This is a genomic window from Ottowia thiooxydans (assembly GCF_040548795.1).
In the GTDB taxonomy this organism is placed as follows: domain Bacteria; phylum Pseudomonadota; class Gammaproteobacteria; order Burkholderiales; family Burkholderiaceae_C; genus Ottowia; species Ottowia thiooxydans_A.
The window spans coordinates 536,744-562,890 of sequence record NZ_JBEPSH010000003.1; the positions used below are offsets into that span (position 1 = coordinate 536,744).

The 26,147-nt window shown below is 56.6% G+C and carries 22 protein-coding genes; 10 read left to right on the forward strand and 12 right to left on the reverse strand.

Features of this window, described 5'->3' with window-relative positions:
• The first annotated feature begins 162 nt into the window (after positions 1 to 162).
• Both ABIE13_RS09335 and dapA read left to right on the forward strand, forming a co-directional pair.
• A complete protein-coding gene (locus tag ABIE13_RS09335) occupies positions 163 to 1,134 on the forward strand; it encodes a Bug family tripartite tricarboxylate transporter substrate binding protein (protein WP_354442858.1) in 972 nt (323 codons plus the stop codon).
• 62 nt (positions 1,135 to 1,196) lie between these two features.
• The gene (gene dapA / locus ABIE13_RS09340) at positions 1,197 to 2,099 is read left to right on the forward strand and encodes a 4-hydroxy-tetrahydrodipicolinate synthase (protein ID WP_354442859.1); all 903 of its coding nucleotides are present in this window, start codon (positions 1,197 to 1,199) and stop codon (positions 2,097 to 2,099) included.
• A gap of 61 nt (positions 2,100 to 2,160) precedes the next feature.
• Here the strand turns inward: dapA and ABIE13_RS09345 are convergent, their stop codons facing one another.
• Entirely contained in the window at positions 2,161 to 3,003 is an 843-nt protein-coding gene (locus ABIE13_RS09345) for an IclR family transcriptional regulator (RefSeq protein ID WP_354442860.1), read from the reverse strand.
• Positions 3,004 to 3,132: 129 nt separating this feature from the next.
• Here ABIE13_RS09345 and ABIE13_RS09350 point away from each other — a divergent pair, with 129 nt between their 5' ends.
• Positions 3,133 to 3,864, forward strand: coding sequence for a YoaK family protein (locus tag ABIE13_RS09350; RefSeq protein ID WP_354442861.1), 732 nt, complete (start codon positions 3,133 to 3,135; stop codon positions 3,862 to 3,864).
• A 32-nt stretch (positions 3,865 to 3,896) separates the two neighbouring features.
• Here the strand turns inward: ABIE13_RS09350 and ABIE13_RS09355 are convergent, their stop codons facing one another.
• Positions 3,897 to 4,292, reverse strand: coding sequence for a BLUF domain-containing protein (locus ABIE13_RS09355; protein ID WP_354442862.1), 396 nt, complete (start codon positions 4,290 to 4,292; stop codon positions 3,897 to 3,899).
• Between the two features lie 153 nt (positions 4,293 to 4,445).
• Between ABIE13_RS09355 and ABIE13_RS09360 the strand changes: the two genes are divergently transcribed.
• Positions 4,446 to 5,396 carry an aldo/keto reductase gene (locus ABIE13_RS09360; RefSeq protein WP_436278389.1) on the forward strand — a complete coding sequence of 317 codons (951 nt, stop codon included), beginning with the start codon at positions 4,446 to 4,448 and terminating at the stop codon, positions 5,394 to 5,396.
• A 45-nt stretch (positions 5,397 to 5,441) separates the two neighbouring features.
• On the opposite strand, the gene ABIE13_RS09365 is transcribed toward ABIE13_RS09360, so the two are convergent.
• Together ABIE13_RS09365 and ABIE13_RS09370 are read right to left on the reverse strand one after the other, a co-directional pair.
• Positions 5,442 to 5,783 carry a YciI family protein gene (locus tag ABIE13_RS09365; protein ID WP_354442863.1) on the reverse strand — a complete coding sequence of 114 codons (342 nt, stop codon included), beginning with the start codon at positions 5,781 to 5,783 and terminating at the stop codon, positions 5,442 to 5,444.
• 156 nt (positions 5,784 to 5,939) lie between these two features.
• Positions 5,940 to 6,833: a LysR family transcriptional regulator gene (locus ABIE13_RS09370; protein ID WP_354442864.1), complete on the reverse strand. Its 894-nt coding sequence runs from the start codon at positions 6,831 to 6,833 to the stop codon at positions 5,940 to 5,942.
• 83 nt (positions 6,834 to 6,916) lie between these two features.
• Between ABIE13_RS09370 and ABIE13_RS09375 the strand changes: the two genes are divergently transcribed.
• Together ABIE13_RS09375 and ABIE13_RS09380 are read left to right on the forward strand one after the other, a co-directional pair.
• Positions 6,917 to 7,840, forward strand: a complete 924-nt coding sequence (locus ABIE13_RS09375) for a DMT family transporter (RefSeq protein ID WP_354442865.1) — start codon at positions 6,917 to 6,919, stop codon at positions 7,838 to 7,840.
• A 153-nt stretch (positions 7,841 to 7,993) separates the two neighbouring features.
• A complete protein-coding gene (locus tag ABIE13_RS09380) occupies positions 7,994 to 8,905 on the forward strand; it encodes a bifunctional GNAT family N-acetyltransferase/nucleoside diphosphate kinase regulator (RefSeq protein WP_354442866.1) in 912 nt (303 codons plus the stop codon).
• 79 nt (positions 8,906 to 8,984) lie between these two features.
• Here ABIE13_RS09380 and ABIE13_RS09385 read toward each other — a convergent pair whose 3' ends face one another.
• From ABIE13_RS09385 to ABIE13_RS09400, 4 genes are all read right to left on the reverse strand, one after another.
• Positions 8,985 to 10,451 (reverse strand): hypothetical protein, encoded by a 1,467-nt coding sequence (locus ABIE13_RS09385; protein WP_354442867.1) that lies wholly within the window; start codon positions 10,449 to 10,451, stop codon positions 8,985 to 8,987.
• Positions 10,452 to 10,510: 59 nt separating this feature from the next.
• Positions 10,511 to 11,617 (reverse strand): helix-turn-helix transcriptional regulator, encoded by a 1,107-nt coding sequence (locus tag ABIE13_RS09390; protein ID WP_354442868.1) that lies wholly within the window; start codon positions 11,615 to 11,617, stop codon positions 10,511 to 10,513.
• Positions 11,618 to 11,628: 11 nt separating this feature from the next.
• Entirely contained in the window at positions 11,629 to 12,732 is a 1,104-nt protein-coding gene (locus ABIE13_RS09395; protein ID WP_354442869.1) for a helix-turn-helix transcriptional regulator, read from the reverse strand.
• Between the two features lie 124 nt (positions 12,733 to 12,856).
• Positions 12,857 to 15,460, reverse strand: coding sequence for an FG-GAP-like repeat-containing protein (locus tag ABIE13_RS09400; protein ID WP_354442870.1), 2,604 nt, complete (start codon positions 15,458 to 15,460; stop codon positions 12,857 to 12,859).
• A 240-nt stretch (positions 15,461 to 15,700) separates the two neighbouring features.
• Between ABIE13_RS09400 and ABIE13_RS09405 the strand changes: the two genes are divergently transcribed.
• From ABIE13_RS09405 to ABIE13_RS09420, 4 genes are all read left to right on the forward strand, one after another.
• Positions 15,701 to 16,249 (forward strand): sigma-70 family RNA polymerase sigma factor, encoded by a 549-nt coding sequence (locus ABIE13_RS09405; protein ID WP_354442871.1) that lies wholly within the window; start codon positions 15,701 to 15,703, stop codon positions 16,247 to 16,249.
• A 10-nt stretch (positions 16,250 to 16,259) separates the two neighbouring features.
• Positions 16,260 to 17,234: a FecR domain-containing protein gene (locus ABIE13_RS09410; RefSeq protein ID WP_354442872.1), complete on the forward strand. Its 975-nt coding sequence runs from the start codon at positions 16,260 to 16,262 to the stop codon at positions 17,232 to 17,234.
• A 295-nt stretch (positions 17,235 to 17,529) separates the two neighbouring features.
• Complete coding sequence (locus ABIE13_RS09415; protein WP_354442873.1) at positions 17,530 to 20,028, forward strand: TonB-dependent receptor; 2,499 nt, start codon at positions 17,530 to 17,532, stop codon at positions 20,026 to 20,028.
• A 4-nt stretch (positions 20,029 to 20,032) separates the two neighbouring features.
• The gene (locus ABIE13_RS09420; RefSeq protein WP_354442874.1) at positions 20,033 to 21,247 is read left to right on the forward strand and encodes a PepSY-associated TM helix domain-containing protein; all 1,215 of its coding nucleotides are present in this window, start codon (positions 20,033 to 20,035) and stop codon (positions 21,245 to 21,247) included.
• Positions 21,248 to 21,359: 112 nt separating this feature from the next.
• Here the strand turns inward: ABIE13_RS09420 and ABIE13_RS09425 are convergent, their stop codons facing one another.
• Genes ABIE13_RS09425 through ABIE13_RS09440 form a run of 4 tightly spaced genes read right to left on the reverse strand, consistent with a single transcriptional unit; the run spans position 21,360 to position 26,133 of the window.
• On the reverse strand, positions 21,360 to 22,433 hold the full coding sequence (locus tag ABIE13_RS09425; RefSeq protein ID WP_354442875.1) for a phosphotriesterase family protein: 1,074 nt from the start codon (positions 22,431 to 22,433) through the stop codon (positions 21,360 to 21,362).
• Between the two features lie 10 nt (positions 22,434 to 22,443).
• A complete protein-coding gene (locus ABIE13_RS09430; protein WP_436278397.1) occupies positions 22,444 to 23,430 on the reverse strand; it encodes a Bug family tripartite tricarboxylate transporter substrate binding protein in 987 nt (328 codons plus the stop codon).
• Positions 23,431 to 23,484: 54 nt separating this feature from the next.
• Positions 23,485 to 24,783, reverse strand: a complete 1,299-nt coding sequence (locus tag ABIE13_RS09435) for a hydantoinase/carbamoylase family amidase (protein ID WP_354442877.1) — start codon at positions 24,781 to 24,783, stop codon at positions 23,485 to 23,487.
• 36 nt (positions 24,784 to 24,819) lie between these two features.
• Positions 24,820 to 26,133 (reverse strand): aspartate aminotransferase family protein, encoded by a 1,314-nt coding sequence (locus ABIE13_RS09440; RefSeq protein WP_354442878.1) that lies wholly within the window; start codon positions 26,131 to 26,133, stop codon positions 24,820 to 24,822.
• Positions 26,134 to 26,147: the final 14 nt, after the last annotated feature.

Here is a 26,147-nt window from a genome sequence, read left to right on the forward strand (position 1 = left end):
CAATTAACTTGTATCACAAGGATACCAGAAAGGTCATTTTTAATATAAACTCAATCTCATATCACCCCAATATGAGTGATATGCGATTACTTTTCACTGGAACGAGTTTTCCGCTGAAACGCACCGTTCTTGCTCTTTTTCACTCTCACCAGCGAGGTTCACATGCATCGACGTACATTCACCGCTTTGAGTCTTTCACTGTTCTGTGCAGCAGTTCTACCGCTTGCACACGCAAGCGATGCCTATCCGAACAAACCCATCAAAGTACTGATCGGCTACCCTCCAGGTGGGGGCACCGATGTCGCAGGACGTGCGATGGCGCAGCGGATTCAGGACCAACTGAAAAGCACGGTCTACGTTGAAAACAGACCTGGCGCTGGTGGCGGCCTTGCCACGGTGACTGCCGCCCGTGCAGCCCCTGACGGGTACACCCTCGTCGTCGGCGGAATTGGCACTCAGATTGCCAACCGTACGCTATTCCCGGACTTGGGCGTTGATCCCATGAAAGACCTGGACCCTGTCGCGAACTTCTCGAGCACGCCCTTGGCTGTGGTCGTGGCCGCTGACTCACCATTCAAGACCGTGGCAGATCTGATCAAGGCGGGAAAAACTGAGAAAGGCCTTATGTACGGCTCCGGGGGCGCGGGGTCCGCAACCCATCTATCGGTTGTTCTCTTTGGAGAAATGGCAGGAACCAAGCTGACGCATGTGCCCTACAAGGGCAGTTCTCCTGCGAATGTGGATTTAGTCAGCGGTCGCCTCGACTTCATGATCGACATCTTGTCTTCGGTCAAGCCGCTCATCGATGGGGGTCGACTGCGGATGATTGCTGTGACGGCCAAGAGTCGGCTGCCGCAATATCCCAATGTTCCAGCGCTAGCTGAAACTCCGGGCCTCACTGGATACGAATCTCTGAATTGGACCGGTCTGTTTGCACCCAAGGGAACGGACCCCAAGGTGATCAAGCTTGTCTCAGATGCGCTCAACAACCCACCAGACTATGCGGCGTTCAAGGCGAAGGTGGACGCGAGCGGAGCAACTTACACACCCATGCCGAGCGACAAATTCACGAGCTTCCTCAAGGAGGAATACAACCGCTGGAACCCCATCGCTGAGCGGGAATTGAAAAAGTAAATCTCCTTCTTGCTTCGACTTGATCTTCACGGATGCCTTCGCAGCCAAACTTAAATAAACCGATGAAATCCGAAAATCTCCGCGGCATCCTGCCGGCTATTCCTACCCCGGTCCACTCCGACAGCCAGGTCAATGTGGAAGCTGTGAAAAAACATGTTGCCTATCTCTTGCATCAAGAAATTGACGGACTTGTTCCATTGGGAGGTACGGGCGAATACGGCGCACTGTCTCGCGCTGAGCGCGTTCGAATGGCTGGCGTCTGTGTGGAATCGGTTGAGGGAAAAGTGCCTGTCATTCCAGGCGTCCTCGACACGGGGTACTTCGACGCGATGGAGGCAGGGAAGGCTTTCTCAGATGTGGGGGCTGATGCACTTATGGTGCTCACACCCTACTACACCAATCCAACGCAAGCCGGCATTCGTGACTATTTCTTGCGCTTTGCAGATGAGTCCCCTCTTCCGATCCTGATCTATGAGATTCCGTATCGAACACGCATTGCCATTGATCCTTCAGTACTTCATGAGCTTTCTAGACATGAGCGGATCATTGGAATGAAGGCGTGCAACACAGACATGTATCACTTCCTGCAGGTGACAGCCGGTGTTGACGACTCCTTCGCGGTACTAAGCGGAGAAGATACGCTGCTACCGCTGCATTTAGCCTCAGGCGCCAAGGGGGGGATTGTCGTCACCGCCAGCATGCTTCCGCGGGCCTGGCGTGCAATCTACGAGCTGGTCCTGGCAGGGAATATCGCTGAAGCGATCAAGCTTCACCGCAAGCTGATTCCGATGATGAACCTGGCTTTCGCAGAGACTAATCCCGGGCCCATGAAGTCGGTCATGGATCTCATCGGAGTCCAGGCGCCGGCCATGCTTGCGCCGCTAGTGGAACCGGCACCGAAACTTCAAGAGAAACTGCGCGCCGAAATGAAAACTCAATTGGCTGCGTACGAGTCCGTAGGGTGAATCGGCAACACAGGAGACGACAATCTCATCGCTGGCTCTGCTTTAGATCGCAAACATGTTCTCACAGCCTGGAGGATTTGACGCCTGAGATGGAAGTCGCAGCTACCACCACCTGAGGCGCCAGTTCGGCGATGGCGCGTTCCACTGTCCAACGTGTGGTGGGCGCGGCGATGCTCATCGCCGCGACTGCATTTCCCCGATGGTCGGTGATGGGAGCCGCAACGGCAATGTCCCCCATCAAAGTTTCATTCGCAACCACCGCATAGCCCTTGTCTGCCATTTCTTCGATTCGGGCCAGCAGGCGTTCAGGATCCGTTTCGGTTTGCGGTGTCATCGGCGTGAGCACGGTCTGCTTCAAAATCGCCTGTCGTTGCTCCACCGGCAACCGGCCCATGATGGCGATTCCTGAAGCCGTGTACATGGCCGGCAAACGCGCTCCAACGGCGAAATCGATATTGACCAGATGCCGACCGTGAAAGCGAGCCAGGAATACGATCTCCGAACCTTGCAGGCCTTGAAGGTTGCTGGTCTCTCCTGTGTTGCGGCTTACCTCCAGTAAGTACGGCGACGCTTTGTTGACTATCTCGTTTGCACGGAGGTAGTCGTATGAAAGGTGAAGTACTTTGGCTGTGAGCTCATAACTGCGTGACTCCGGTACGCGCGCCAGATAACCCAGCGTTTCCAGTGTAAAAACAACCCGTTGAGCCGCGCTGCGGTCCAACCCGGCGATGCGCGCTATTTCTGCAAGAGACATTTGTCGCTGGGTGCCACCGAATGATTCGAGAACCTGGAAGGACTTCTCTGTTGAGGCGATGAACAGAGGGGATGTTTTGGACGTCTTCTGCCTGGATGATCGCGACTTGAAGGAAGGAAGCGACTCGGGCAAATCAGATTCAGGGAGCATGGTTTCTGCCCCTGCGGGGGCCTTCAGCGCTGAGTGGAGGGCATGGTGTACCCGCATACTCGATTATCGCCCGACTACAGATCAGGGAGCCTCTGAAGGCAGCAGGCGCCACTGAGCATAGACTGTTGCATGCGCAGAATTCGTCACCTCACCAACCGGCGTCGTACGCCGTCCACGAATGTCGCACTCGGTGTGTTGCTGGCCTTCAATGCGGGCTCGATCAACGCGGGTGGGTTTTTGGTCCTGCACATGTACACATCCCACATGTCGGGGTTCGCTTCTCAAATGGCAGACGGACTTGCACTCAACGATTCGAGACTGCTTCTGAACGCCTTGGGGGCCATTCTTTCGTTCGTGACAGGCGCGGCTGTGTGTGCCGGGCTTGTCAACTGGGGGCGAGAGCGCGGACTGAGCAGCGTTTTTGCATTGCCGCTGGCGCTTGAAGCGCTGTTGATGCTCTTGTTCGGCCTGCTAGGTGCTGTCATGCTTAACTGGAACACGCCCTTCGCCGTACCGCTGACCGTTCTGTTGCTTTCATTCATCATGGGCCTTCAGAACGCAGTGGGTTCGAAGGCCTCCGGCGGAAGCATTCGAACCACCCATATGACCGGCAACATCACGGACTTCGGAATGGCGTTGGGTAAGGCATTCTTTAGACGACGTGATAAAGCCCTGTCCGCCGAAGCACTCGACGGGAATCGCCGTGCAAAAATTTCCGCCGCACTGGTCTTGGCGTTCGTTCTTGGGGGAATGGCAGGGGCGCTTGGCTTCAAGTATTTCGGCTTCGTGTGCGTGATTCCCCTTGCCACACTTCTTTTGTTGCTCTCCATCCCCCCGCTATGGCGAGACCTCAAATCGTAGGGATTGCAGCGACAAAGGCGAACGTCCGCAAGCTAGGCGAAATCCATGGAGCGTGAGTTGTCGAGGAAAAACTGGATTGCCGCCTGATCATGCAGTGCCTCCAGACAAGAGATGTCGAAGGGGAATTCCTCGAAATCTGCGTACCCCATCTGCCAGTCCGAAAATTTTCGCTCCGCAATCCCGTGGCCTTGCGACCTGAGGTCGAAGTCAACGTGGCGCTTATCAGAAGCGAGCGCGGTGATGAGTGCCCCGATCGCATCAGGTGGCCCTTCTGCATATTGAACGAACCTCTCGCCATCAAAACCCAGAACGCCGGTTACACCTGCGTTGGCGTTCAGAATGCGCGCCTGCTTGACTATGGCTCCCACGCAAGTGGAGTCCATGTCTGGAGCCAATCGACTGATGTACAGAAAATAATTGATTGGCATACGGATCCGTCATCTCAAGTCGATTGCAAGTCGGCCAATGTACACCCGAGCGGCCCCGGAAAAACTAACGCAGGTTAGGACGCAGATCCCCTTTATTTGGACATCCAGGCAGTTAACGAGTGCTAAGGTGATGGAAATTCCTTTGGAGATGACATGATTAAACCCAGCGATTCCCGGAGTACAGGTGTCAACCGCGCGCAATTTCTGCGCGCCACTGCCGCCGCCACGGTGGCCGCGACGCTTGGCAAGGCCGCGTTTTCTGCATCTCAAGATACCCAGGCAGGCAAGATGATCACACGCAAGATTCCCAGCACAGGCGAACTTCTCCCCGTGGTGGGGTGTGGAACCTGGCAGGGTTTTGACCATGCGCAAGGCTCTGCCGAATACGCGCGCCTGCCAGGCGTGGTGGACGCGCTTTTCGAGGCTGGTGGCACTGTGCTGGACAGCTCACCCATGTATGGCCGCTCCGAAAAAACGACCGGAGAGCTGCTGGCTAAATCGAAGCATCGCAGCGACGCATTCTTGGCAACCAAAGTCTGGACCTCTGGGCGTGAGGCAGGTATCCGGCAAATGGAGCAGTCCCTTGCTTTGCTGGGCGTCGACAAGCTGGACCTGATGCAGGTTCACAATTTAGTCGACTGGCAGACCCACCTGAAAACTCTTCGAGACTGGAAATCAAAAGGGAAAATTCGCTATATAGGCATCACGCATTACACCCCTTCGGCGTTCCGCGAAGTAGAGCAAGTGATCAGACGTGAGCCGTTGGACTTCGTACAGATCAACTACGCTTTTGATGATCAAAGCGCTGCCAATGCTCTGTTGCCTCTGGCTGCAGACAAAGGCGTGGCCGTGCTGATCAACAAACCCTTTGGTGGCGGCGCATTGCTGAGGGAACTGCGAAACAAGCCCTTGCCGGATTGGGCCAAGGAAATAGACTGTGCAAGCTGGGCTCAGGTGCTTCTGAAGTTCGTGCTCAGCCACCCAGCAGTAACCTGCGTCATTCCAGGAACCAGCCGCCCCGAACACATGGCAGACAACGCCAAGGCCGGGAGCAGCAGCATTCCTGATCCTTCATTCTGGCGAAATCGCTCCCTCGGCACTTAAGGGCACTTCAGGTTGGTGCCCAGTCACAGCGGATTGGCCTTTTACTCAGCTTTCAGGGTCATACCCAAATTCGCGCAGTTCCTGCGAACAGCGACAAGCTTTGGCGATCTTGGCCGCCCACTCAATCGCGGCTTCGCGTGAGGGAAGTTCGAGAACGCAGAAACCACCGTCGAACTCTTTCGTCTGGGGATAGGTACCGTTCACCACTGAGCCGTCTGAGGCAACCATCAGTGGCGCCATATTTCCGTTAATTCCCCCACCAAAGACGTACACGCCAGCAGCCTTGGCCTCCCGGATGACATCGTGCGAAGCTTCGCTCACGGCAGCGAGCTCCGCAGGCGAAACCTGCATTGCACTAGCAGGAAATGAGATAAGGTATTTCGTCATGGTTTGAGTGGCGTGTTGCAATCCTTGATGCCCGGAGCCAATTCATCCTCCTAGGCAACAGTTCCCACCTATTCTAGATTTTTCCTGGCAGATGAAGCCTCGCCTCTAGTTGTTCAACGAATGGACGCTATGCCGTCTGTTCGTTCTTGCCATTCGCTACAACTCAACCTCTCTCGCGCCACCTGCATGGCTCAAGGTTTTCAGCATCTGGTCATACATGGCATCCACCGCCGCTGAGCTGCGCGATTGTTTGCTGCGCAGCGCAGCCACCTCCATTGAAACAAGCTCGGGCAATTCAAAGCCCACAGGCAGGTTGCTCAAGATCTGCAGGTGAGCTGGCACACTACAACGCGTAAACACGGCAACAGCCAGCCCACTCTCCACGGCTGCCAGCTGCCCTGCCAGGCTCGAGCTGTGGTACACCACGCGGTGTTCCCTGCCCTGGGCTGTCAGACTGGATAGAGCAGCTGTTCGTGCCATGCTCCCCGCTTCATAGACTGCAATAGGCAAGGGACTTCTGCGCCAAACTTCGTACTGGGGCGAGCCCACCCATACGAGTGGCTCATGAAACAGCAGGCGCCCTCGCTGTGGTTTGTCTCGTGAAACCAAGGCCAGATCCAACTCACCGCGCACCACCTTGGGAATCAGTGACGTAGATTGCTCGCAGGTCAATTCGATCTCTACCCCCAGATAGCGGCCTGCAAAACTTCGCAGCATGGGCGTGAGATAGCGAAAGGCATAGTCGTCCGGAACGCCCAGCCGCACGTTGCCTGAAAGGTCCGGGCCCAACAACGCCGTTTGCGCTTCGGTTTGCAAGGCCAGCATGCGTCGCGCATAGCCGAGCAGTTCCGTACCAGCCGGTGTCAATTGCAAGTGGCGAGGCCCTCGCAGCAACACGGGCTTGCCCAGGGCCATCTCCAGCTTCTTGATCTGCATGCTGACGGCTGCCTGAGAGCGGTACAACAAGGGGGCCGCCGCAGAAAGAGAGCCCGTATCCACCACAACCACAAAAGCACGCAACCAGTCGATCTGCAAGTCGGGGTATTTCATTTTCTTCTCACATTCGATTATCGAATAATACATCTACGATTTATTTGCTTTACCAAACCTCCCCGTCACAGGAACATCTTGGTATGCAGAACCAAGTTCAGGGGACCGCGCTCCCTCTAGCAGACAAGCTTGTAGAAAGCCATCACCGGCAGAGGCAGGGCCAATGGCTGCTCATCGCTGGCGGGTTGCTACTGGGCACCGTAGGTGTATTTGCAGAAGAAGCCAACCAGCCCCCTCTGATCACTGTCTGGTTCCGCTGCGCATTCGGCGCGTTGGCTTTGCTGGCTTGGGGCCTTGCGACAGGCCGGACGTCGGAACTCCGTATCCGAGGAAAAAGCCGGTGGATTGTGCTGGCCACCGGCGGCTTCATGATCCTCAACTGGGCACTGTTCTTTGCGGCCATTCCTCTAACATCAATCGGCATGGCCACCATCGTGTTCCACATACAACCGGTGTGGCTCATTGTCTATAGCGCAGTGGTCCTGCATGAAACCGTGCCCACGCGGCAACGGCTTGCCACCGTGGTGGCGCTGAGTGGTCTTGTCCTCACCACAGGGCTCTGGGACAACAACTCCATTGAGGCAAGGTCTGGCCAGGACTACGTCGTCGGCTTGCTCCTCTGCCTGGGTGGCTCATTAAGCTATGCCGCCGTGACCATCCTGGCCAAGCGCGAGAAAGTGGTCAGCTCTTTCGCCATGGCCTGGTGGCAGTGCGCGGTAGGCGTGGTGGTGTTGGCGTGGGCTCCCCTCATCTACGGATGGCCCCATGAGCCTTCCACGTGGGCCTGGCTGGCGGGTCTAGGTATCTTGCATACCGGCCTGGCCTATGCAATTTTGTTTGCAGGCATGACTCGCTTGACGTTGGGCAGGATAGCCGTATTGCAGTATGTGTACCCATTGAGCGCTGTGCTGTTGGATTGGGTTATCTACGGCAGAACTCTGGACACCATTCAACTCGCGGGCGTTGGAGTGATGGGAATTGCACTGTTGGCGATAAGAAGCCGATAATTTTGGTGTCCCCAGCGGGAACACGCCGAACACCCTCTTATCGGACCAAAGCAGGCCATGCACCGCACTGCCTTAAAATCACTGTTCTGACGAAAGAACCGTCATGGCAGCGGCTGTGAAAGGCTTTCATTCTTGCAACCAAAGGTGGTGAAGATGAGCAAGCCCTTTATTTCCCTGTGTCCAGAGATCACTCGGACCCACGCGCTCACGTTAATGGACTGGCTGGAGGACGAGGGCGTCACCCGCTATCTGAGCGATTCGCGTCATGTCTCCCGGTTCATTGAACAAGTCATTGGTCGGGTCCAATTGCCGATCCTGACTCATCTGTTCAACCAGGGCGGCCGTTTCTTCATGGCCTACGACCGGCATGACGTACCGGTCGGCTTTGTCCGCCTCGTCAAGAGCGGCTCGGACTGTGAAATGGTCCTTGTCATAGGCGACAGGAACAACTGGGGCCGCAAACTGGGCGCCAGCGCCATTCGCGAAGGCATGAAGCTCGCCTTCTTCGACATGCGGGCAGAAAAGCTGATCGCCAAGATCCACGCAGATAACGCCCGTTCGCTAACGGCTTTCCTGCACTCTGGCTTTGTGCTTGAGAGCGAAACGCCCACCTTGAAGGCTTTTTCTATTCATTCAGAGCGCTATCTTCGACTCTTGCGAGAAAGCACTGCGGACGGATCTTCTGGCATTTACATCACGGAAATCGACAAAGCCCGGCTCGGCCAATTGCTTGCGCTAGAGCAAGGACCGCAGATCGTTGATCTGGAGCATGAAGTTGAGCGAGCCATCGTCGTGGATCCGCGGCGAGTCGCGCGAGACGTGGTCACCATGAATTCCAGGGCAGTTCTACATCTGGATGACGAAAGAATGGAAGTGGACCTGGTCTACCCGCAAGATGCAGATGGCAGCACCGAAAAGCTTTCGGTTTGCTCTGGAGTTGGCACCGCCATCCTGGGCTACAAGGAAGGCGATGCGATCGACTGGCGAGTTTCAGACCGGACCCGCCGCATTCAGATCGACAAGGTGCTCTACCAGCCGGAAGCTGCAGGCGACTTCCACCTCTGAATGAAGGCGCGCCCAAGTGCGCTTGGAGCAAGTCGTCGGACTGCTGAGTTGAAGAAATGACTCCGGTGCGAAAAAGGCATCAGGTGAAAAGCGCTATGTACACCGCCCCCAGCATGAGCACGGCAAGACAACAAGCAGCATAAGGAAGCAAGGTCTTGTAGACCAGACGCTCCTGACCGATTCCGTGCGCGAGGCCTGCGGCAATGGTCATCCGAACAGGAGAGAAGATACTCATCGCAGTGCCTGAGACATGCTGCAATGCGGCGACGGCGGGCACGCTCAGACTGGCCTGGGCAGCCAGAGCGAGTTGTGATGGCATGAACAGGCTGTTGGGCGCGTTGCCGCTGTTGGTCAGAATACCGAACGCACTGGAGACCAACGGTGTGACCAGAATGGCCTTTTCATGCAGAGCAGCAAACATAGCCTGTGCACTGGCCCCCGAGATGCCTGCCGCTGACAAGACTTCCGCCATCATGGCAAACAGGAACACGGTCAACACCGCATGTTTGCCTGTCGCCCATGCTGCAGTAGCTTCCAGAGGGATGAGCTGGCTCTGCCTGCGGATCAATGCGGTGGCAACCCCACCGACCAATAGCCAGGAGCCGGCGTGAAAAAGAGGGGACCACGCGGGGAGGTCCACAAACGGTGCGACCCTGAAGAAGCTGCCAAGTACATCCTTCAAACCTGGCAGCAAACGAGTCAGTACCAGTGCGCTGATCAGCGTCACATACGGCATGGCTCGTAATGCGGTCTTCCTGGCCCGGGCCACGTCAGGCTTTTCATCGATCAAGTAACGCAGCAAAATCAAAGGGCCATAGGCGGCAAGAAGAGCCGTTTCTGGCCCGAGATGCCAGGTGGCAAAAGCCAATAACACCAAGCCTGTGGCAATCCATGCAGCTTCACGGATGCATTCGCCTTTTGCTACCTCCCAGCCTGCGGCGCGCATGGTCCGCCAGAACAACGGCAGCCATATCAGCATGAACAAGCTAACGGGCAGCATCAAGTAAAGCCCTAGCTCTGAGGCCGGAATGCGAGCATAGGCAGCCGCCAGCAGGGTTCCACTGCCCATGGCACCCCAGGGAATCATCGTTTGGCTCAGCAGCGCAAAGACCATGAGATACCGGGGAGCGAAGCCCATGGGACGAATCAAGGTCACAGTGCCCAGCATTCCGGCCCCAAAGCCAGTGGCTGCCTCAGCGAATGGTCCCACCAGGAAGCAGGCGAAGAACAGCCTACGACGCCTTGCCAGGGGGGATTCGTTCAGAGCTGCCGGTCCCTCCCCGCTTGCTGGATTCCGGTTATGCGCTGCGATTCGCCAGAAGAAAAGCCCACCCAGGATGTAAGGCGCTATCGTGGCGCCAATCCAGAGTCCGCGCGCGAGCGCATGGATCAATTGATCGATTCCGAAAGCCGTCGGCCCAGTGATCGCCGCGATGGGAATGGCTGACAACAGACCGAGTACAGCGGAGCTGGTCATGCTGACGCGACCGCTGCAAATGGCCAGAACCATGACGAGCGCGGGCATTGACCATAGCAAATAGGTCATTCAAGCCAGCGTGAAGCACACTTAATCATCTGGCGATGGTAGCGGACAACCGTGCCCATCTAAGGCGAGAACAGCAGCCTCTGAAATTCCTTGCGGGTCTTCACTCCCACTCGCGTATAGATCTGCCGCCGGTGATAAGTCGCGGTATTGGAGCTAATGCCCATGCGCGTAGCGATCTGCTCCTCGGACAGGCCTTGCACCAGCCAGTAGGCCAGCTCATGCTGGCGTTGCGGCAACCCCAGCGCACGCAGCCCGGAGAGCAAATGCGCCACACGCGGCACCCGCTGCGTGATGTGGATGCCCACTGCCCGGCCCTCGCCAGTGGCGTCGGCCATCTGCGTGGAGCGCACCGTGAAGGCGCCGCTGGCGTTGTACAGCTGCAGTTCTGGCAATGCGGGGGATGGATTTCTCAAGCTTTTGACCGCGGGCTGCTGTACCGATTGGAGCCGCATCAGCAGTTCCTGCAACGCAGGAGGCAGTTCGCTGCGGCGGTACCAGCGGAGTCCGAAGGCTAGCGCCATCAGTCGGTCGGCCTGAGGCGACGACCATAGCAGCCGACCCTGCGGGGTAGCCACCAACATAGCGTTGTCGTGCACCACGCTTTCCTGGGTATCGCGCTCTCCGGACTGCAGGATGCGCGCCAGCCAGGGCTCAAGCCCGGCCAGCAGAGCAATATCCACGGGTGTGAAGCGCGGCGCGCCGGGTTTTCGGCATAGCTTGAGCGAGCCCACGCCCTGCCCCTGCGGCGTGCGCAGCACCAAGCTTAGAAAGTCCTGCAGCTCCGAAGGTCGCGCCACCTGGTTGTAGAAATCGCTGCCAATGAATACGCTCCTGGGCACGGAGATGAGCTGCTCCATCTCCAATACCCCATGCTCGTGCCGCACGGCGGAGGCGAAGTCGTGCGAGCTGTAGTTGACGACCTCATGTTCCAGCGCAGCCATCTGCGGATCAAAATAGCGGTGCATCCACTCACGTGCGACTGAAGGCTCTATGTACGCATCCAGAGCCCCGCTGGCATCGGGATAGAAGTAAACGCCCGTATCGAAGCCGATCAGGCGGTGCAACTCGTGAAGCACTGGCTCAATGAGTGCCTGCCCACTGAAATCCAGGCAGGCCATTAGCTGTAAGCGCTCGATCGCCTGCTGATGAATTTGGGAGCGTGCCATGGGTGATGGGACTAGGTGCTGCATCTCTGCGGTGCAAACAAGAACGCCTGTAGTTCCTGCCGATTCTGCACCCCTAGCCGTGTGTACACCTGCCGGCGATGGTAGGTGGCCGTATTCGCACTAATACCCATGCGCGCGGCAATCTGCTCCTCAGGCAAGCCTCGCACCAACCAATAGGCGATCTCATGCTGACGCTGCGGCAGGCCCAGGGCGCGCAGTGCGGGCAGCAATTTGGTCACGCGCGGCACGCGCTGTGTGATTTCTATACACACCGCCCGGCCCTGGCCTGCGGCCGACTCCATCAGCGTGGCACGCAGCGAGAAGGTCCCACTGGCATTGTGCAGATCCAGTTGGGGCGGTTTCGGGAGACTAGCGCCCTGGCAGGTGTACTCCAGGCAACGCTGCAGCGCCTGCAACGCAGGGGGCAACTCACCGCGCCGATACCAGCGCGGCTCGAAGGCCAGAGCCAGCAACCGGTCGGCCTCGGGCGACGTCCACAGGAGCTGTCCCTGCGGGGATGCCACCAGCATCGCGTGGTCATGCACCACGCTATCGTCCGTATCCACCTCGCCGAGCTGTAGAACACGCGCCAGCCAGGGCTCCAGCTCCGCCATCATGGCGACGTCGTCCGGGCCGAATCGCGGTGCCTGCGGTCCGCGATACAGCTTGAGCGCCCCAACACCTGCGCCCTGTGGCGTACGCAGCACCAGACTCAGGCAGTCCAGCAGCTCGGCCGGACGCAACGCCAAGTTGTAAAAATCGCTGCGCAACAGCTCCCCAATCGGCACGGTGATGAGCTGCTCCATCACCTGCGGCCCATGGTCTCCACGCACCGCCGCTGCAAAGTCGTGCGCACTACGGCGGATCACCTTGCGCTCGCTGGCCATGATCTGCGGGTCGAAGTAGGTGTGCATTACATCGCGCGCCAACGAAGGTTCGATGTAGGCATCCAGCACGCCCTCGCTGCCAGGGTAGAAATAACCCCCCGTGTCAAAAACGATCAGATGATGCAGCTCATGCAACAAAGCCTCGATCAGCTGCGGACCGTTGAAATCCAAGCAAGCCATGTGCTGCACGCGCGCCAGGGCTTGTTGCTGAACTCGAGAAAGAGACATGGTGTGAATCACTAGGTTGTTAACGCACTTTGTAACAACCTACCACATCCACTGCACTCTCCGCCCCACCCCAAGGGGTAGGGATAAGTATTCACCGGCAGAAAAAAGGTGAAACTCCTAAGGGTCAGTGCCCTCCTCTGCGTCGGACGAAGGCCAGGATTGCCAACGTCAGGCCTAGCAGAGCCAGAGGGCTGTTCGCCGGCACCGGCACCAGGCTACCGGGGCCGCCGGGCGGGGAAAAACCATCAGTGTTAGTCAGGTCGAAGGTTTGTGTAATAGGTTCCTCAAGCACAGTCTCATACACCACGGCACTGACTTGATACGACCCCACCGTTCCATCGGCGGTGGCCGTGACTTCCGCGAAGCCATTGGCATCGGCCAGTGCGCTTTCGCTAGACAACACCGCCCCGCCAGATGCAAGGAAATAGACACGGACTTGGGGCGTAACACTGCCATCCCACCCCGTGACCTTCACGCGCAGTTTCTGGCCAAAAGTGGTGTTAATTGGCGTGCTTTGGGGTGTGCCACTCGCAGCTGTCATGAACTTGGGCAGATCCGCAATGTTTCTCAGCAGATGGCTTTGGGGGCTGACCAGCGCACTGCCTTGCACACTGGCTTTGACAGAATAGGTGCCCACAAACCCGTTGGCTGTCGCGCTCACCTGGGCGTCCCCTGCTGAGTTGGTCACCGCTGTCAGTGCGGAGAAACTCGCCGTGGCACCCGATGCGGCATCAGGTGTGATGGCAAAAATAACCGTGGCGCCTTGCACCGGATTGCCAAAAAAATCTTGCACATGTGCGGTGATGGGTCCGGAAAACGGCTGGGTGACGTACGCCCACTGCGGTGTGGACACGTCAAAATCAATCGCGGCAGCGGCTCCAGCGGGGGCGGAGTTCGACAGCTTGAACGACGCTCCCGTCGTGCCAGGCGCTGTGGCACTAACGGTGTAGGCACCAGACATGCCTGTGGCTGTGGCCGTGACCGCCGCGAAACCGTTCGCATCGGTGACCGCTGTGGACGAAGAAAGCACCACACGTGACGGTACGCTGGGGCCGCCAAACGTCACCGCGACACCGGCCTTCGGATCGTCCGCAGCGTCGGTCAGCCGCACTTGCAACTGCGTGCCAAAGGCCGTATTGACCAGGGTAGTTTGGTTGTTGCCTGCAGTCACCGCCAGACTATTCGTGTTGGTGTTGCACAAATCAAAGATCGGCATATTGCCCAGCACGCCAATGGTTCCCTTCATCTCATAGCAACCCATCACGCCATTGGCCACTGGGGTATAGCTAAAAATACCTTGCGCATTGGTGGTGCCCGAACCGGTAGACGCGACAGGCAGGCTGGGTCCCGGATTCACCGGGGTAATGCTCACTGCCATGCCAGGCACACCTACGCCATTGCTGTCGAGCACCTTGATCGTCAAGGGTTGCGCAAAACTGGTGTTGAAAACCGTGCTCTGCGGCGTGCCGGTAGTCCCGACTGACGCAGCAGCGAGGGCAATCGTTTTAAAAACAGCAATTTTCCCGGCACCAGGGCCTGATGTCACCAGATCAGCACGACCATCACGGTTGACATCAATGGCAGCGAGCATGCGGGTGACCGAGTAACCAACATGCTCGTTTAACACAAAGCTGTGGTTGGCTTGCTGCAGCCCTACATTGCCATCGGAAATAACGTCCAGCCGACCATCGCCATTTACATCGGCAATGATGATCCGTCCCATATCACGTTCGCCGCCACCAGATAGCCCTGTAGCATAAAGTTTTATGGAGGGCAAGAAAATACCATTTCCAACACCCTTGGCCATCCATACGCCTTGGCCGTAGGAATTCTGCATCAATATATCCATTTTTCCATCACCGTCTATATCAGCTACCTCAATATCCTCGAGGTCGGTGGCACCAGTACCTACTCCAAGCAAATCTGCTTGCGGTAAAAAACCTCCATTCCCCAATCCTTTTAGCCATGAAATATTCGTTCCTTCGTAGCTTCCACGAAAGACCAGATCAACTTTTCCATCACCATCAATATCAGCCAAATGTGATGTTCTTATGGAGGAGCGAGCAGCATACCCACTGCTAGTCACTTCATATTGCCCGATCAATATGAAGTTTCCTAACCCCACATTTTGCAAAACTTCAAAATAGTCCGTTCCACCAAAGTTACCTGCCTCATGCACGCCAACAACAATATCCAATTTCCCGTCGTGGTTGAGATCGGCAAGGCTCGCATTAAAGGCACCAGTATCTGCATCCGCAAGAGGAGGTCTTTGAATAACAAATGCATTGAAATCACCGTTATTGTTACCCGATCCTTTTAATACTGAAATCCCCAGAGAATCAGTAATAACTAGGTCAATCTTGCCATCTCCATCCACATCACCGGAAGAAATGCTCCTAGGTGCTTGCAAACCGAACACCAGGCTATTGAAGTCACGCGTGAGCGCCATGCCGCCAATGGGCGTTCCGTGATATATAAGCAACTGCGAGGTGTTTTCATTGAGAACAGCCAAGTCGGGGTAGCCGTCATTATTGAAGTCAGCGCTGACCCCGGCTGTTGAGACGTTAGGAGCGTTGCTTGCGCTATTGGCCTGTAGACCCGCCGGCCCATAAATAATGGCCGCTTGCGCTGGCAGCGATACCGCGCAGAACGCGGCAGTTGCCGCCATACTGGCGGCAACGCGTTTGGCCCGGTGTATCCACCTGCTTGCTGTAGTGAAAGTTCTCATTGCTCTTAAATCCAACTGTATGACTGGTATCAGTCTAGGAAGTTAAGTGCTACAGCGCCCCACCCCCAGGGGTGGGTTCAATTCGAGATCACTCCACGGTATTAGAAAACACCCTCCCAGGGGTAGCAGACCGCAACAGAAGGAATGCCAGTTTGCTGGGCTTGCGGGAGACTGTTCCGGGCAGCTTCCGCCAGAAGAGTACACTCCAGACATAAATAAGAACCATTCCTATTTATATTCATGGTTGCCGCCCCCCTCCCCTTGCACACTGACGTGCAAACACTCTATCTCGATCATCACAGCTGGTTGCTGGGATGGTTGCGCAAACGCCTGGGCAGCGCTGCAGATGCAGCCGATCTCGCGCACGACGCTTTCTTGCGGCTGATCGTTAAGCCAGCTCCACGGGGGTTTGCCAGCGAGGGAGAGGCGCGTGGGTATCTGCGCACCATGGCTCAAGGGATGTGCATCAACCTCTGGCATAGGCGCGAAATCGAGCAAGCCTGGCTGGATACTCTGGCCGGCTATCCGTTGGCCTTCGCCCCCTCTGCAGAACGGCAAGCCATTGTGCTGGAAGCGTTACACGAAATTGGCACACTTCTGCTAGGCGCGCCGCCCAAGGCTGCCAGGGCTTTTCTTCTATCCTCTGTGTGCGAAATGAGCGCCCAGGAAGTGGCCGCAGACCTGGGCGTTTCCACGCGGATGGTGCGTAAGTACGTAGCGCAGGTCATGCTCCGTTGCATGCAGGCACAAGCCAGCCAAACGGTAACCGGCCTGCTTCAGGACTCGTGATCCGCGCCTGATGAACACGCCTTCCCATGTCGCCATGCAGCAAGCGGCCGATTGGTACGCATTGCTGATTTCGGGCGAAGAAACAGCCAACGACCGGGCACGCTGGAAAGCTTGGTTAGTAACCAATCCGGAACATCGCCAAGCCTGGAGCTATGTGGAAACAGTCAGTCAGCGTGTATTGGCACCGCTGCAGGACACCCCGGACCCCCATTTGACCGCAGAGAACCTTCACTCTGCCAACACCCGCACCTGGCGCCGCCGCCATGTGCTCACCGGGGTGGTGGTGGCCACCAGCGCGAGTGCGCTGGGCTGGATGGGTTGGCGCAGTTCACCAGGCCCCTGGGTACTGGCTTTGGGAGCCGATCACCGCACGGGTGTAGGCGAAATACGCGAGATTCAGTTACCCGACGGCACCCGCGTCTGGCTCAACACCGCCAGCGCATTCAATCAACAATACAGCGCCGACTTCCGGCGCTTGCAGCTGTTGACTGGAGAATTCCTCGTCGACACCGCTGCGGATGACTTCAAGCGCCCGTTCATCGTTGAGACACCTCAGGGCCGGTTGCGTGCCCTTGGAACCCGCTTTACAGTCCGGCAAGACAACGAGCAAACCGTGCTTGCGGTGTATCAAGGAGCGGTTGAAATACGTACCGCCGCGAGCGGTGATGTCAAAACGATTGGCGCAGGTCAACAAACGCGCTTCAACGCGCAAGGCATCAGGCCACTGACATCTACCGACCAATCAGGTGCCGCGTGGAGTCGCGGCGCTCTGGTGGCGCTGGACATCCCTCTGATCGAAGTGGTGGAAGAACTGCGCCGCTACACGCACCAGCACATTGGTGTGGACCCCGCCGTTGCACAGCAGCGGGTATTTGGTTCGTTTCCTCTGCACGATGTAAACACCACACTGAATCTTCTGGCACATGCCGCCACATTGCGGGTGCGTCGCACGCTGCCGTGGTGGGTCACTTTGGAACCGTTGTGAACCCGTGTTGATGCGGCTCCCGAGCAGCATCTCTTTTTCACTTGACGCTCCCGCGCTACCGCCTGCCAGTCTCGTCACTAGCCCATCACCAGATGAAAAACGTTGGCAAAGAAACCATCTTCAGGAAAGTTTGAAAAAATTGCAGAAATGGTTCCGCTTTTTTTATCTGGGCTGATTTACCTAGTGAGAGAGGGCCACATCCAAGAGCGACAGCCACCGTATAGCAGGCAGCCAGATCGAAGCAGGAAATGAGGCGCTCGCCATTTCTCCACATTTCTTGATCAAGACCAACACCATGCTTCGTGGTTCTCAATCCTGCATTGCCTTTGCCTTGCGGCCTATTACAACTGCCCTGCACATAGCACTGGCAAGCGGTTCATTTCTGGCAATAACGTCTCCCGCACATGCGCAGACCGCTCCGTCGACCGTACGGACCTATGATATTCCGTCCGGACCACTCCCATTCGCACTCACGCAATTTTCGGCTGAAGCCGGTATTCATCTCGCGGCGTCGAGCAGCCTGACCCAAGGCAAAGCCAGCCCGGGATTGAAGGGCGAATTCAATGTAGCCAGCGGCTTGGTCGCGCTGCTGGCAGGCACGGGCCTGCAAGCTATCCCCTTGAGCGGCGGCGGATATGGGCTGAGGGCCATACCCGCATCCAAAGTCGCTGTGGACGATTCGAACTCAATCACCGAAGCGGGTGAAGTGCAACAACTGGCCACAGTAACGGTTACTGCGCGTACGCAGAACAACCTGACAGCCCCCACAAGGCAGGTCACCGTTTTGGAGGCCGAGGAGATTCAGCAGCTCAGGCAAGGTTCAGACAGTCTTGCCACCATGCTCAGCAAAGTGGTTCCAGGTATGGCGGATTCCAGCCATACCATCACCGACTATGGGCAGACGCTTCGCGGCCGCAACATGCTGGTGCTGATAGATGGCATTCCTCTCAACACCAACCGTGATTCATCCCGGAATCTGGCTAACATCAACCCTGCAGATATTGAGCAGTTAGAAGTGTTGCGTGGCAGCAGCGCCATCTACGGCAGTGGCGCAGCAGGCGGCATCATTGCCATTCAAACGAAGAGACCCTCAGGCGAGGCCAAGGCCGAAACCACCGTGACCGGCCTAAGCCCACTCTCCAGGCTGGGAGGTTCGGGCCTTGGCGGTGAAGTGCAGCACTATCTCTCCGGTGGAAACGACAAGCTCGACTACTCGTTCAGCGTGGGTGGTCGGCGAATTGGCGGCTCATTCGATGCCAAGGGCGATCGTATTGCACCGGAGCCCAGCCAGGGCGATTTGTTCGACTCCAATGTCTACAACGCTTCCGCAAAAGTGGGCCTCAAGATCGATGCCAACCAGCGGCTGCAGCTCTCCGCCAGTCACTACAACGCCAATCAGGACACTCGCTACGCCTCTGATCCCTCCGTGGCCCGCTTGCCGCCTGGCACCGCTGCAGCCCGCCCTATAGAAGGGCTGGTGCTTTCAGATCAGAATCAGATCAAGAACACTTTGCTTGGCCTGGACTATGAGAACCGGGACATCGGAGGAAGCAAGCTCGCCGCGCAACTCTATTACCGGGATTTTTTCACCCGGTTCTCGCCTTTCGATGCGCGTGCGGTTCCCGTGCGTGGCGCCAATATCGATCAGGCCATGCAGAACTCAAAAGTATTTGGCGGCCGGCTCACCATCAAGACTCCAATGGGGCAAGAGAAGAAAACCTTGCTCATCTGGGGTGCTGACTTCAACCATGAGCGCACGGACATGCCCATTGACGTGTTCGACCCCAAGGCATACGACGCCAGCGGTGGCCTCGTCTTCAACAAGACTGGCCGCTTGATCTACATGCCGCCCATTACCACCAGCAGTTTTGGCGGCTTTGCGCAGTTGCAGCATAAATTCAACGAAAAATGGTCTCTCGAAGGCGGTGCGCGCTATGACCGGGCAGAAGCGCGTTTCAATGACTTCACGCCGCTCTCTCAGTCGAAGTTGGCTACTCCACAGTCTATTGCGGGAGGTACGGTCAAGTATGGCTCTTCGACGTTTAACCTGGGTACCGTGTTCACGCCTGTCAAACGCCAGGAGTTCTATGCTTCCTACAGTCAAGGCTTCGAATTGCCGGATATTGGAGTCGTGGTGCGCAACGCCACACTTGGATTTGACATAGGCAACTCCAATCTTCAACCCATCAAGACCAACACTTTTGAACTCGGTTGGCGCGGCAAATTCAACAACGTCCAGGCGAACCTGAGCGTCTTCCAATCTCAATCCAATCTGGGAGCCGTTCAAAGCTTCAATAATGGGCTTACGCTGCTGCGCACCAAAGAAAAGATTCACGGACTGGAAGCCGGCCTGGATTACTTCAGCACAGACGATCGCTGGAGCCTTGGGGGCACTCTCACCTGGATGAAAGGCCGCGAACTGCTGCAGACCGCGAGCAACTACCAAAGCATGACCGGCTTCAGAATTCCTCCCCTCAAACTGACGGCGTATGTGGAATACAGGCCGAATGCGCGTTGGAGCCATCGGGTTCAGGCTACTTCCTACGCATCCAGGGATTACCGCTTGGACGGGAAAACGAGTTTCGGCCGCTACGACACCCAGGGCTACACCACAGTGGACCTGATCAGCCAATGGAAGATCGATTCAAAGAACCGGCTTTCATTCGGAATTGAAAACTTGTTCAATCGCCACTACTACCCACTCTACAGCCAACTTCTCAGAAGCAACAACAACACCAGCCGCCTTCCGGCGGCAGGCGCTGTGCTGAAAATCAGCTACACGCACGTGTGGTGATCGGGTGCGCGCCCTGCTCCGCAGGCTGCACCGCTGGTGCGGCCTCAGTGTCGCGATCGTTCTGTTGGCAAGCAGCCTCTCGGGAAGCTTGATAGCGTTCGAACACGAGCTGGACTCCTGGCTCAACCCCGAGCTTTTCTATACGGAAACAGCCCGGGCAGCACTACCGCTTGATGCGTTGATTGCCAAAATCGAAGAGCAAGATCCAAGACTGCGCGTGACGCAAATGCCGTTGGACACACAGCCAGGGCAAGCGCGCGAGGTACACGTAGAACCGAAAACCATCACAGGCCCCCACCGAGCATCCATTGGTTTTGATCGTCTGTTCGTAGACCCCACGACAGGCCGTATGCTTGGGTCGCGTCAGTGGGGAGTGTGGCAATGGGATCGTGCTCACCTGATGCCGTGGATGAACCGCTTTCACCGCAGCCTTACCCTGCCGGGCCGCATAGGAAATCAACTGCTGGGCTCGGTGGCAGTGGTGTGGCTGTTCATATCTTTGGCAGGCCTCTACCTCACGCTGCCGGCCAAACTGAAAACGAGCAAGGCATCAGAGCTAGGTACGAGACAACCGAAGGTCACCACCTACTGGAGTCGATGGAAGCCAGCGTGGAAGATCAAAGGAGGAACCAAAGGCTTTCGGAAAATCAATGATCTGCACAGGGCCACCGGTTTATGGGTACTGCCGCTTACCTTGTCCACCGCATTCACCGGTATCTACCTCAATCTTGGGAACGAGCTTTTCAAACCAGTAGTCAGCCTGTTCGGCCCCATCACGCCACACCCTTTCACCACCATACCCAAGGCTTCAACACCATTGGCCAAGTCGCCAGTACTTTCTCCTGAGCAAGCCCTCGATCGAGCCCGCGCGCTATTGCCAGATGAAGCGCGTGACTATGAAAATTGGTACTTGGGTTATGACGCCTCACGAGGTCTGTATCGCGCTGCGTTTAAGGAGAACGGACTGCGTGAGCATGTTTTTCGAGTTCGGTATGAACAGATATTCGTTGACGACGAATCCGGCAATTTGCTCAGCCGCTTTGGATATATCAGCGGATCAACTTCTGATCGCTTCCTGGTGTGGCTTTATCCTGTTCACTCCGGGAAACTCCTGGGAGTGCCCGGACGTTTAGCGATCAGTTTGGGCGGATTGTTCGTGGCACTGATCTGCGCGACCGGTGTGCTGCGCTGGGCAAAAAGAACGAGTGCCAAGGCTTGACGTGTCTTTGTGGTGGCCCGCGAGATGTGCGCCAAGCTCCTGACATGCAGTGTTGATTTTATGATCGGATCAGAGCTGACTCGCATCACCTTGCTCTGCTGGAGGGCTGCCCTCAGGCAAACGTCAGCAGCCTCTTAGGGTTCTCCACCAGGATTGCAGACTTCTCCTGTTCAGTGAACCCATGGCGGTCCATGATCGGGATTACGTTCTCAAAGATGTGCCCATAGCCGTGGCCACCATTGCTGACGAGTCGGGTTTGATGGCAAATGTCATGGCTGATCACGATCTGCGCCAAATACCCACGGTCAATGAGGGTACGGATGTATTTCAGTCGCATTGCATCATTGAGCCCATCAATGTCGCCTAGCGAATAGTACGAGTGCTCCTGACCGAAAAGATCAAACTCCAAGACACAACCAGTGTCAGCGAGACGAAGAATTCTCTCGTTGTCAAAAATGGTCCGGTCGATGTGGCTGATGATCACCCGTTCAACAGGGTAGCCGTGACTGACCATGAAGTCGATCACTTCTTTCGGCTGATCTTCGTGCCGGCCGGGGTGTACATTCAGCGCAGCGCCGGTGTCGGCCTGTGCGATCAGCGCACCAAGCATGACTTTCTTCTCAAGGTCTGTCCAAGGCGCCTGGCATCCGATTTCGCCAATGATGCCGGCGCGAACGTCAGTGCCCCATGCACCTTCAAGAATCTGCGATCTGATTTCCTGGGCAAAGCTCTCAACCGAGCGGTCTCGATTGCTATCGTCCTGATAGGCATCAACGTAATGGCCGCAGCCCATCACTATATGGGCGCCTGTGCTTTCTGCGATATTTCTAAGGCCGAGCGGATCTGGCGCCAAGCCGCCATTGCTGAGTTCGACAATCGAATTACCACCCGCATCCAGCATGAGTTGAACTTCACGCGTCGCGGTTTCCCAGCTCCTGAAGATTTTATTTCTTGGAACCTTCAAGCGACCATAATTGATCTTGTAGCAGTTGCAGAGCGTAATTTCTGGCCCCTGATCCACAGCAGCTTTCTGCTCCGCGCTTCGGATGTCCCACAGCAAATGCTCGTGCATCAGCGTCTTACCCAGGGAATCCGGTTCTATCAGTCCGCGTACTGTTTGGATCTTCCCGCGAAGTTCCTCGCTCGATACCTTGGCCGTACCTTCAGCTAAAAGTTGATTGAACATGGCAGCAATCTCACTCGCTGGTTGCGCCTGAAGCGCGAACAGCCTTACCCCACATGTCGGTCTCCGCTTTCACGAAGCGGCCAAACTCGGCCGGGGTCATAGGTGAGGGGATGGCGCCCATCTGATCCAATTTCTGACGAACCGATGGCTCCGCCAGCGCTTTGTTGACAGCCGCGTTGAGCTTCATCACGATGTCAGATGGGGTACCCTTGGGAGCGAGCATGCCGAACCATGCCGAAACTGCATACTCGGGGTATCCAGCCTCGGCCACTGTAGGAATATCAGGAGCACTTGGGGATCTCTCACGGCTTGTGACTGCAAGCGCTCTCAACTTACCGGCGCGGGCATGGGGCAGCGCCGACGGCATGTTGTCGAAGCTCAACTGTACTTGGCCAGCGATCAGGTCTTGAAGCGCAGGCGCACTGCCCTTGTAAGGAACGTGCAGCATATCAACGCCCGCCTGAATCTTGAAGAGTTCACCTGCCATGTGGGTTGAACCTCCAGTACCCGCAGATGCAAATGCCAGCTTGCCTGGATTCTTCTTGGCGTATTCCACCAGTTCCTTCACATTCTTAATGGGAAGTGATGGGTTAACCACGAGCAAGTTAGGAGAGAGAAAAAAGTTGGCAACAGGTTCGAAGTCGGTCGTGATATCAAACTTGAGGTTCTTGAACAAAGTCTGATTGATCGCTGAGGTCACGGCAAACACCAGTAGCGTATATCCATCGGGCGCAGCAGCCTGAGCTTGAGCGGTAGCCAGGTTGCTACTCGCACCGGCCCTGTTTTCCACAACAAATGACTGGCCCAGGCTCTTGGTCAACTCAGCGGCAATGATGCGCGCCGCAATATCCGTAGTGCCGCCTGCGGAAAATCCCACCAACACTTTCACAGGGCGATCTGGATAGGCTGCGAATGCCGGTGGAGCAGCGCAGGCTGCTACAACCCCGAGGCCGAGCAAAGCGCGGCAAAGAAGCGGAAAACGCCAGAGTTTTTTCATCATGATTTCTCCTGTAAAAATGAAATCCAAAAGCTGAGTCAGACCAAAAGAAAGCTAAATTGGCTCCAGCGCGCAACGGGCCAGCACCTTGATGCCGTCGAGAAAATCCCGGATTTCCATGGATTCATGGACGTTGTGACTTCCGTTCTGGTTGCGGATAAGCACCATGCCTGCTGGCACCCCTGCTCTCGCAAACAAGGCTGCGTCGTGACCCACCGTAGGCATGGTCAACACCGCAAGCCCAAGTTCGTTAGCGGCTTTCTCTGTCTTCGAAATCAAACCTGCATCGAGCTGAACCGCATCTGTGCCGACCTTTGAACCAAAGTCGAAGGACACCCGAAATTCCCTCTCCAGGCGTGCCGCTTCGTTCAAGATGCGTTCATACAAGGCGTCCCGGACGGCGTTGTTAGTGCCCGCCACGTTAAGGCTGAACGTGACCTCGCCAGATACTTTTGTCAGTGCGTGTTCTGCGGCGTTGGTGGCGAAAACTCCGAAGTTGATGATCAGGTCGTCGTTGCCGCCAGCATCAATCAACTCCTGCCAGAACCGGTCCGCAGCAGCGACTAAATGCGCCGTCGCGATGACGGCGTCCTTGCGAAGATGACGCGGAGTTGCAGCAGAGTGCGCATACTCACCTCGGCAAGAAGCAAAAGGCCGGCGAATATTCCCCCTTATGGCCAACGCAGCGCCTATGGGAACGCCTTCGGCTTCCAGAAGTGGCCCCTGTTCAATATGAAGTTCCAGATAGGCTTTAACGCAGTTCAGGTCGAGCCTCTTCGTGCCGGCCGCAGCGGCATCAATGCTGACGCCGAGCTCGTGCAGGTGCTGCTGCAATGTCAGACCAGTCAAACTGTGCGTGAGAGATGTGAGTTGTTCGCCCGCGAACTCGCCTAGAAGCAGCCGGCTTCCGATGTAAGCAGTACCAAACCACGGACTCTCTTCCCCTCTGAATCCAATGGTTTTCAAGCTGAACTTGGGCACCAGACCACAGCGCTTGAGTGCCACCTGAAGAAGAACACCAGCCACCACCCCGGCTAAGCCGTCATAGTTGCCACCAATGGGAACTGAGTCCAGATGAGAGCCCATCAAGACAAAATTATTCTTGTCTTTGCCCTCGAGCTCGTACTCGAAATTGCCGACTGCGTCGGGACCACAACGCAGTCCTTCTGCTTCAGCAAACTCACGCAGGACGTTACCGGCAGTAGTCTCTTGCTCGCAATAGGCCGGCCGGGTGATTCCTTCTCCATCACGCGACGCCTCTGCAATCTTGAGAAAGAGCTGCTCAGCCACCTGAGCCAGCTTGTCTATCTCGGCGTCAAACTTCTTGAGCATCTGTATGTCTTCGTGGGTCATTTCGTAGGGGCCTGTCAGTAAAGGGATTGCCCCAACTCATTGGGTAAGCGCGCTTCGATCTCGCACGAAGCGTGCGACAACATCCGTCAGCCCGCTGATCTCTGCGTCGCCCATCGGCAGCGAGAGGTTGAACATTCCACGCCGCGCAGGCCAGTAACCTTGCTCAACCAAATCGAAATAGAACAAGTCGCGCAGCGGCAAGTTGCTGCCTACCAAGTCGCGGATGCTGCGGACCGGCCCCTCACACATATGCACGTTCATCATTGAGCCGATGCCCGTAAACTGCATGGGAAAACTGGCGTTGCTGGCAATCTCATTAAGCCGATTTCGCAGAGCGTCTCCGCGAGACGTAAGCGCTGCCGCAGCTTCGGGGGTGTACACCTTTGAAAGGCCAGCCACCCCCACGGACATCGTGAATACGTTGTTGTTAAAGGTACCAGCGTGCGCTATGTAGTCTGGGCGCAGGGGATTGAACCTTTCCATGATGTCGGCACGGCCACCAAAGGCGCCGAAGCTAAATCCACCGCCAATGTATTTTCCAAGCGTGGTCATGTCGGGCTCGATACCGTAGACGCCTTGAAGCCCCCCACCTGCCAAACGGGAAGTCTGAACTTCATCGAAGATCAGGATCACGCCACGGGCTTTTGTCCAGTCACGCAAGGCCCTGAGAAAGTCCGGATCAGCCACAATGCAACCGCCCGAGCCTTGCATGGGTTCAATGATCACGCAGGCGAGATCATCTTTATTCGCGTTCAGCAATGCCTCAGTTTCCTCCCAGTTGTTATAGGGGGCGCGCACAAAGTCAAAGGGAGCAGTCAAGGGGCTCACCTGCGCACCGAAGGTAAAGACACCGCCGTGGTATGCACCTTCAAATACGACGACCTTGTTTTTTCCACTGACCACGCGTGCGCTGGAGAGTGCATAAAGCGTGGCTTCGGTGCCGGAGTTGGCAAAACGAATCTGCGCTATGGATGGAAACCGATTGCAGATCAAGCTTGCCAGTTGCTCTTCTTGCTCGATGTGACCACCGCGCACCCACCCACTTTCCATGGCGAGCATCATGGCCTGTTTAAGGATAGGGTCAGAATGACCGTAAAGGCCCGCCGTGAACTCTCCTAGAAAGTCGGTATAGGTCTGACCGTCCAGTGAAGTCACCCGGCAGCCTTCGGCCGAGGCCAGCGTAATCGGGAAAGGGTCGCTGAAAAGAACCGTACGGGTGTTGCCACCCGGCAAAACGCGAGCCGCCTTTTGGTGCTGCGCCCAGCTCTTGGGATTGCTTGCGCGATAGCGGCTCTTGGCTTCGTCTATCGCATGCTGGATGGCTGTCGAACCGGAGGTTTGTGCTGTCATTGGGCAAATTGAAG

Coding starts and splice junctions, on each gene's coding strand:
- ABIE13_RS09425 (WP_354442875.1), bottom strand. CDS start 22,433: ATGTTCAATCAACTTTTAGCTGAAGGTACGGCCAAGGTATCGAGCGAG.
- ABIE13_RS09405 (WP_354442871.1), top strand. CDS start 15,701: ATGGTTGCCGCCCCCCTCCCCTTGCACACTGACGTGCAAACACTCTAT.
- dapA (WP_354442859.1), top strand. CDS start 1,197: ATGAAATCCGAAAATCTCCGCGGCATCCTGCCGGCTATTCCTACCCCG.
- ABIE13_RS09390 (WP_354442868.1), bottom strand. CDS start 11,617: ATGGCACGCTCCCAAATTCATCAGCAGGCGATCGAGCGCTTACAGCTA.
- ABIE13_RS09355 (WP_354442862.1), bottom strand. CDS start 4,292: ATGCCAATCAATTATTTTCTGTACATCAGTCGATTGGCTCCAGACATG.
- ABIE13_RS09400 (WP_354442870.1), bottom strand. CDS start 15,460: ATGAGAACTTTCACTACAGCAAGCAGGTGGATACACCGGGCCAAACGC.
- ABIE13_RS09335 (WP_354442858.1), top strand. CDS start 163: ATGCATCGACGTACATTCACCGCTTTGAGTCTTTCACTGTTCTGTGCA.
- ABIE13_RS09375 (WP_354442865.1), top strand. CDS start 6,917: ATGCAGAACCAAGTTCAGGGGACCGCGCTCCCTCTAGCAGACAAGCTT.
- ABIE13_RS09350 (WP_354442861.1), top strand. CDS start 3,133: ATGCGCAGAATTCGTCACCTCACCAACCGGCGTCGTACGCCGTCCACG.
- ABIE13_RS09370 (WP_354442864.1), bottom strand. CDS start 6,833: ATGAAATACCCCGACTTGCAGATCGACTGGTTGCGTGCTTTTGTGGTT.
- ABIE13_RS09435 (WP_354442877.1), bottom strand. CDS start 24,783: ATGACCCACGAAGACATACAGATGCTCAAGAAGTTTGACGCCGAGATA.
- ABIE13_RS09385 (WP_354442867.1), bottom strand. CDS start 10,451: ATGACCTATTTGCTATGGTCAATGCCCGCGCTCGTCATGGTTCTGGCC.
- ABIE13_RS09380 (WP_354442866.1), top strand. CDS start 7,994: ATGAGCAAGCCCTTTATTTCCCTGTGTCCAGAGATCACTCGGACCCAC.
- ABIE13_RS09415 (WP_354442873.1), top strand. CDS start 17,530: ATGCTTCGTGGTTCTCAATCCTGCATTGCCTTTGCCTTGCGGCCTATT.
- ABIE13_RS09345 (WP_354442860.1), bottom strand. CDS start 3,003: ATGCTCCCTGAATCTGATTTGCCCGAGTCGCTTCCTTCCTTCAAGTCG.
- ABIE13_RS09430 (WP_436278397.1), bottom strand. CDS start 23,430: ATGAAAAAACTCTGGCGTTTTCCGCTTCTTTGCCGCGCTTTGCTCGGC.
- ABIE13_RS09410 (WP_354442872.1), top strand. CDS start 16,260: ATGAACACGCCTTCCCATGTCGCCATGCAGCAAGCGGCCGATTGGTAC.
- ABIE13_RS09360 (WP_436278389.1), top strand. CDS start 4,446: ATGATTAAACCCAGCGATTCCCGGAGTACAGGTGTCAACCGCGCGCAA.
- ABIE13_RS09365 (WP_354442863.1), bottom strand. CDS start 5,783: ATGACGAAATACCTTATCTCATTTCCTGCTAGTGCAATGCAGGTTTCG.
- ABIE13_RS09395 (WP_354442869.1), bottom strand. CDS start 12,732: ATGTCTCTTTCTCGAGTTCAGCAACAAGCCCTGGCGCGCGTGCAGCAC.
- ABIE13_RS09440 (WP_354442878.1), bottom strand. CDS start 26,133: ATGACAGCACAAACCTCCGGTTCGACAGCCATCCAGCATGCGATAGAC.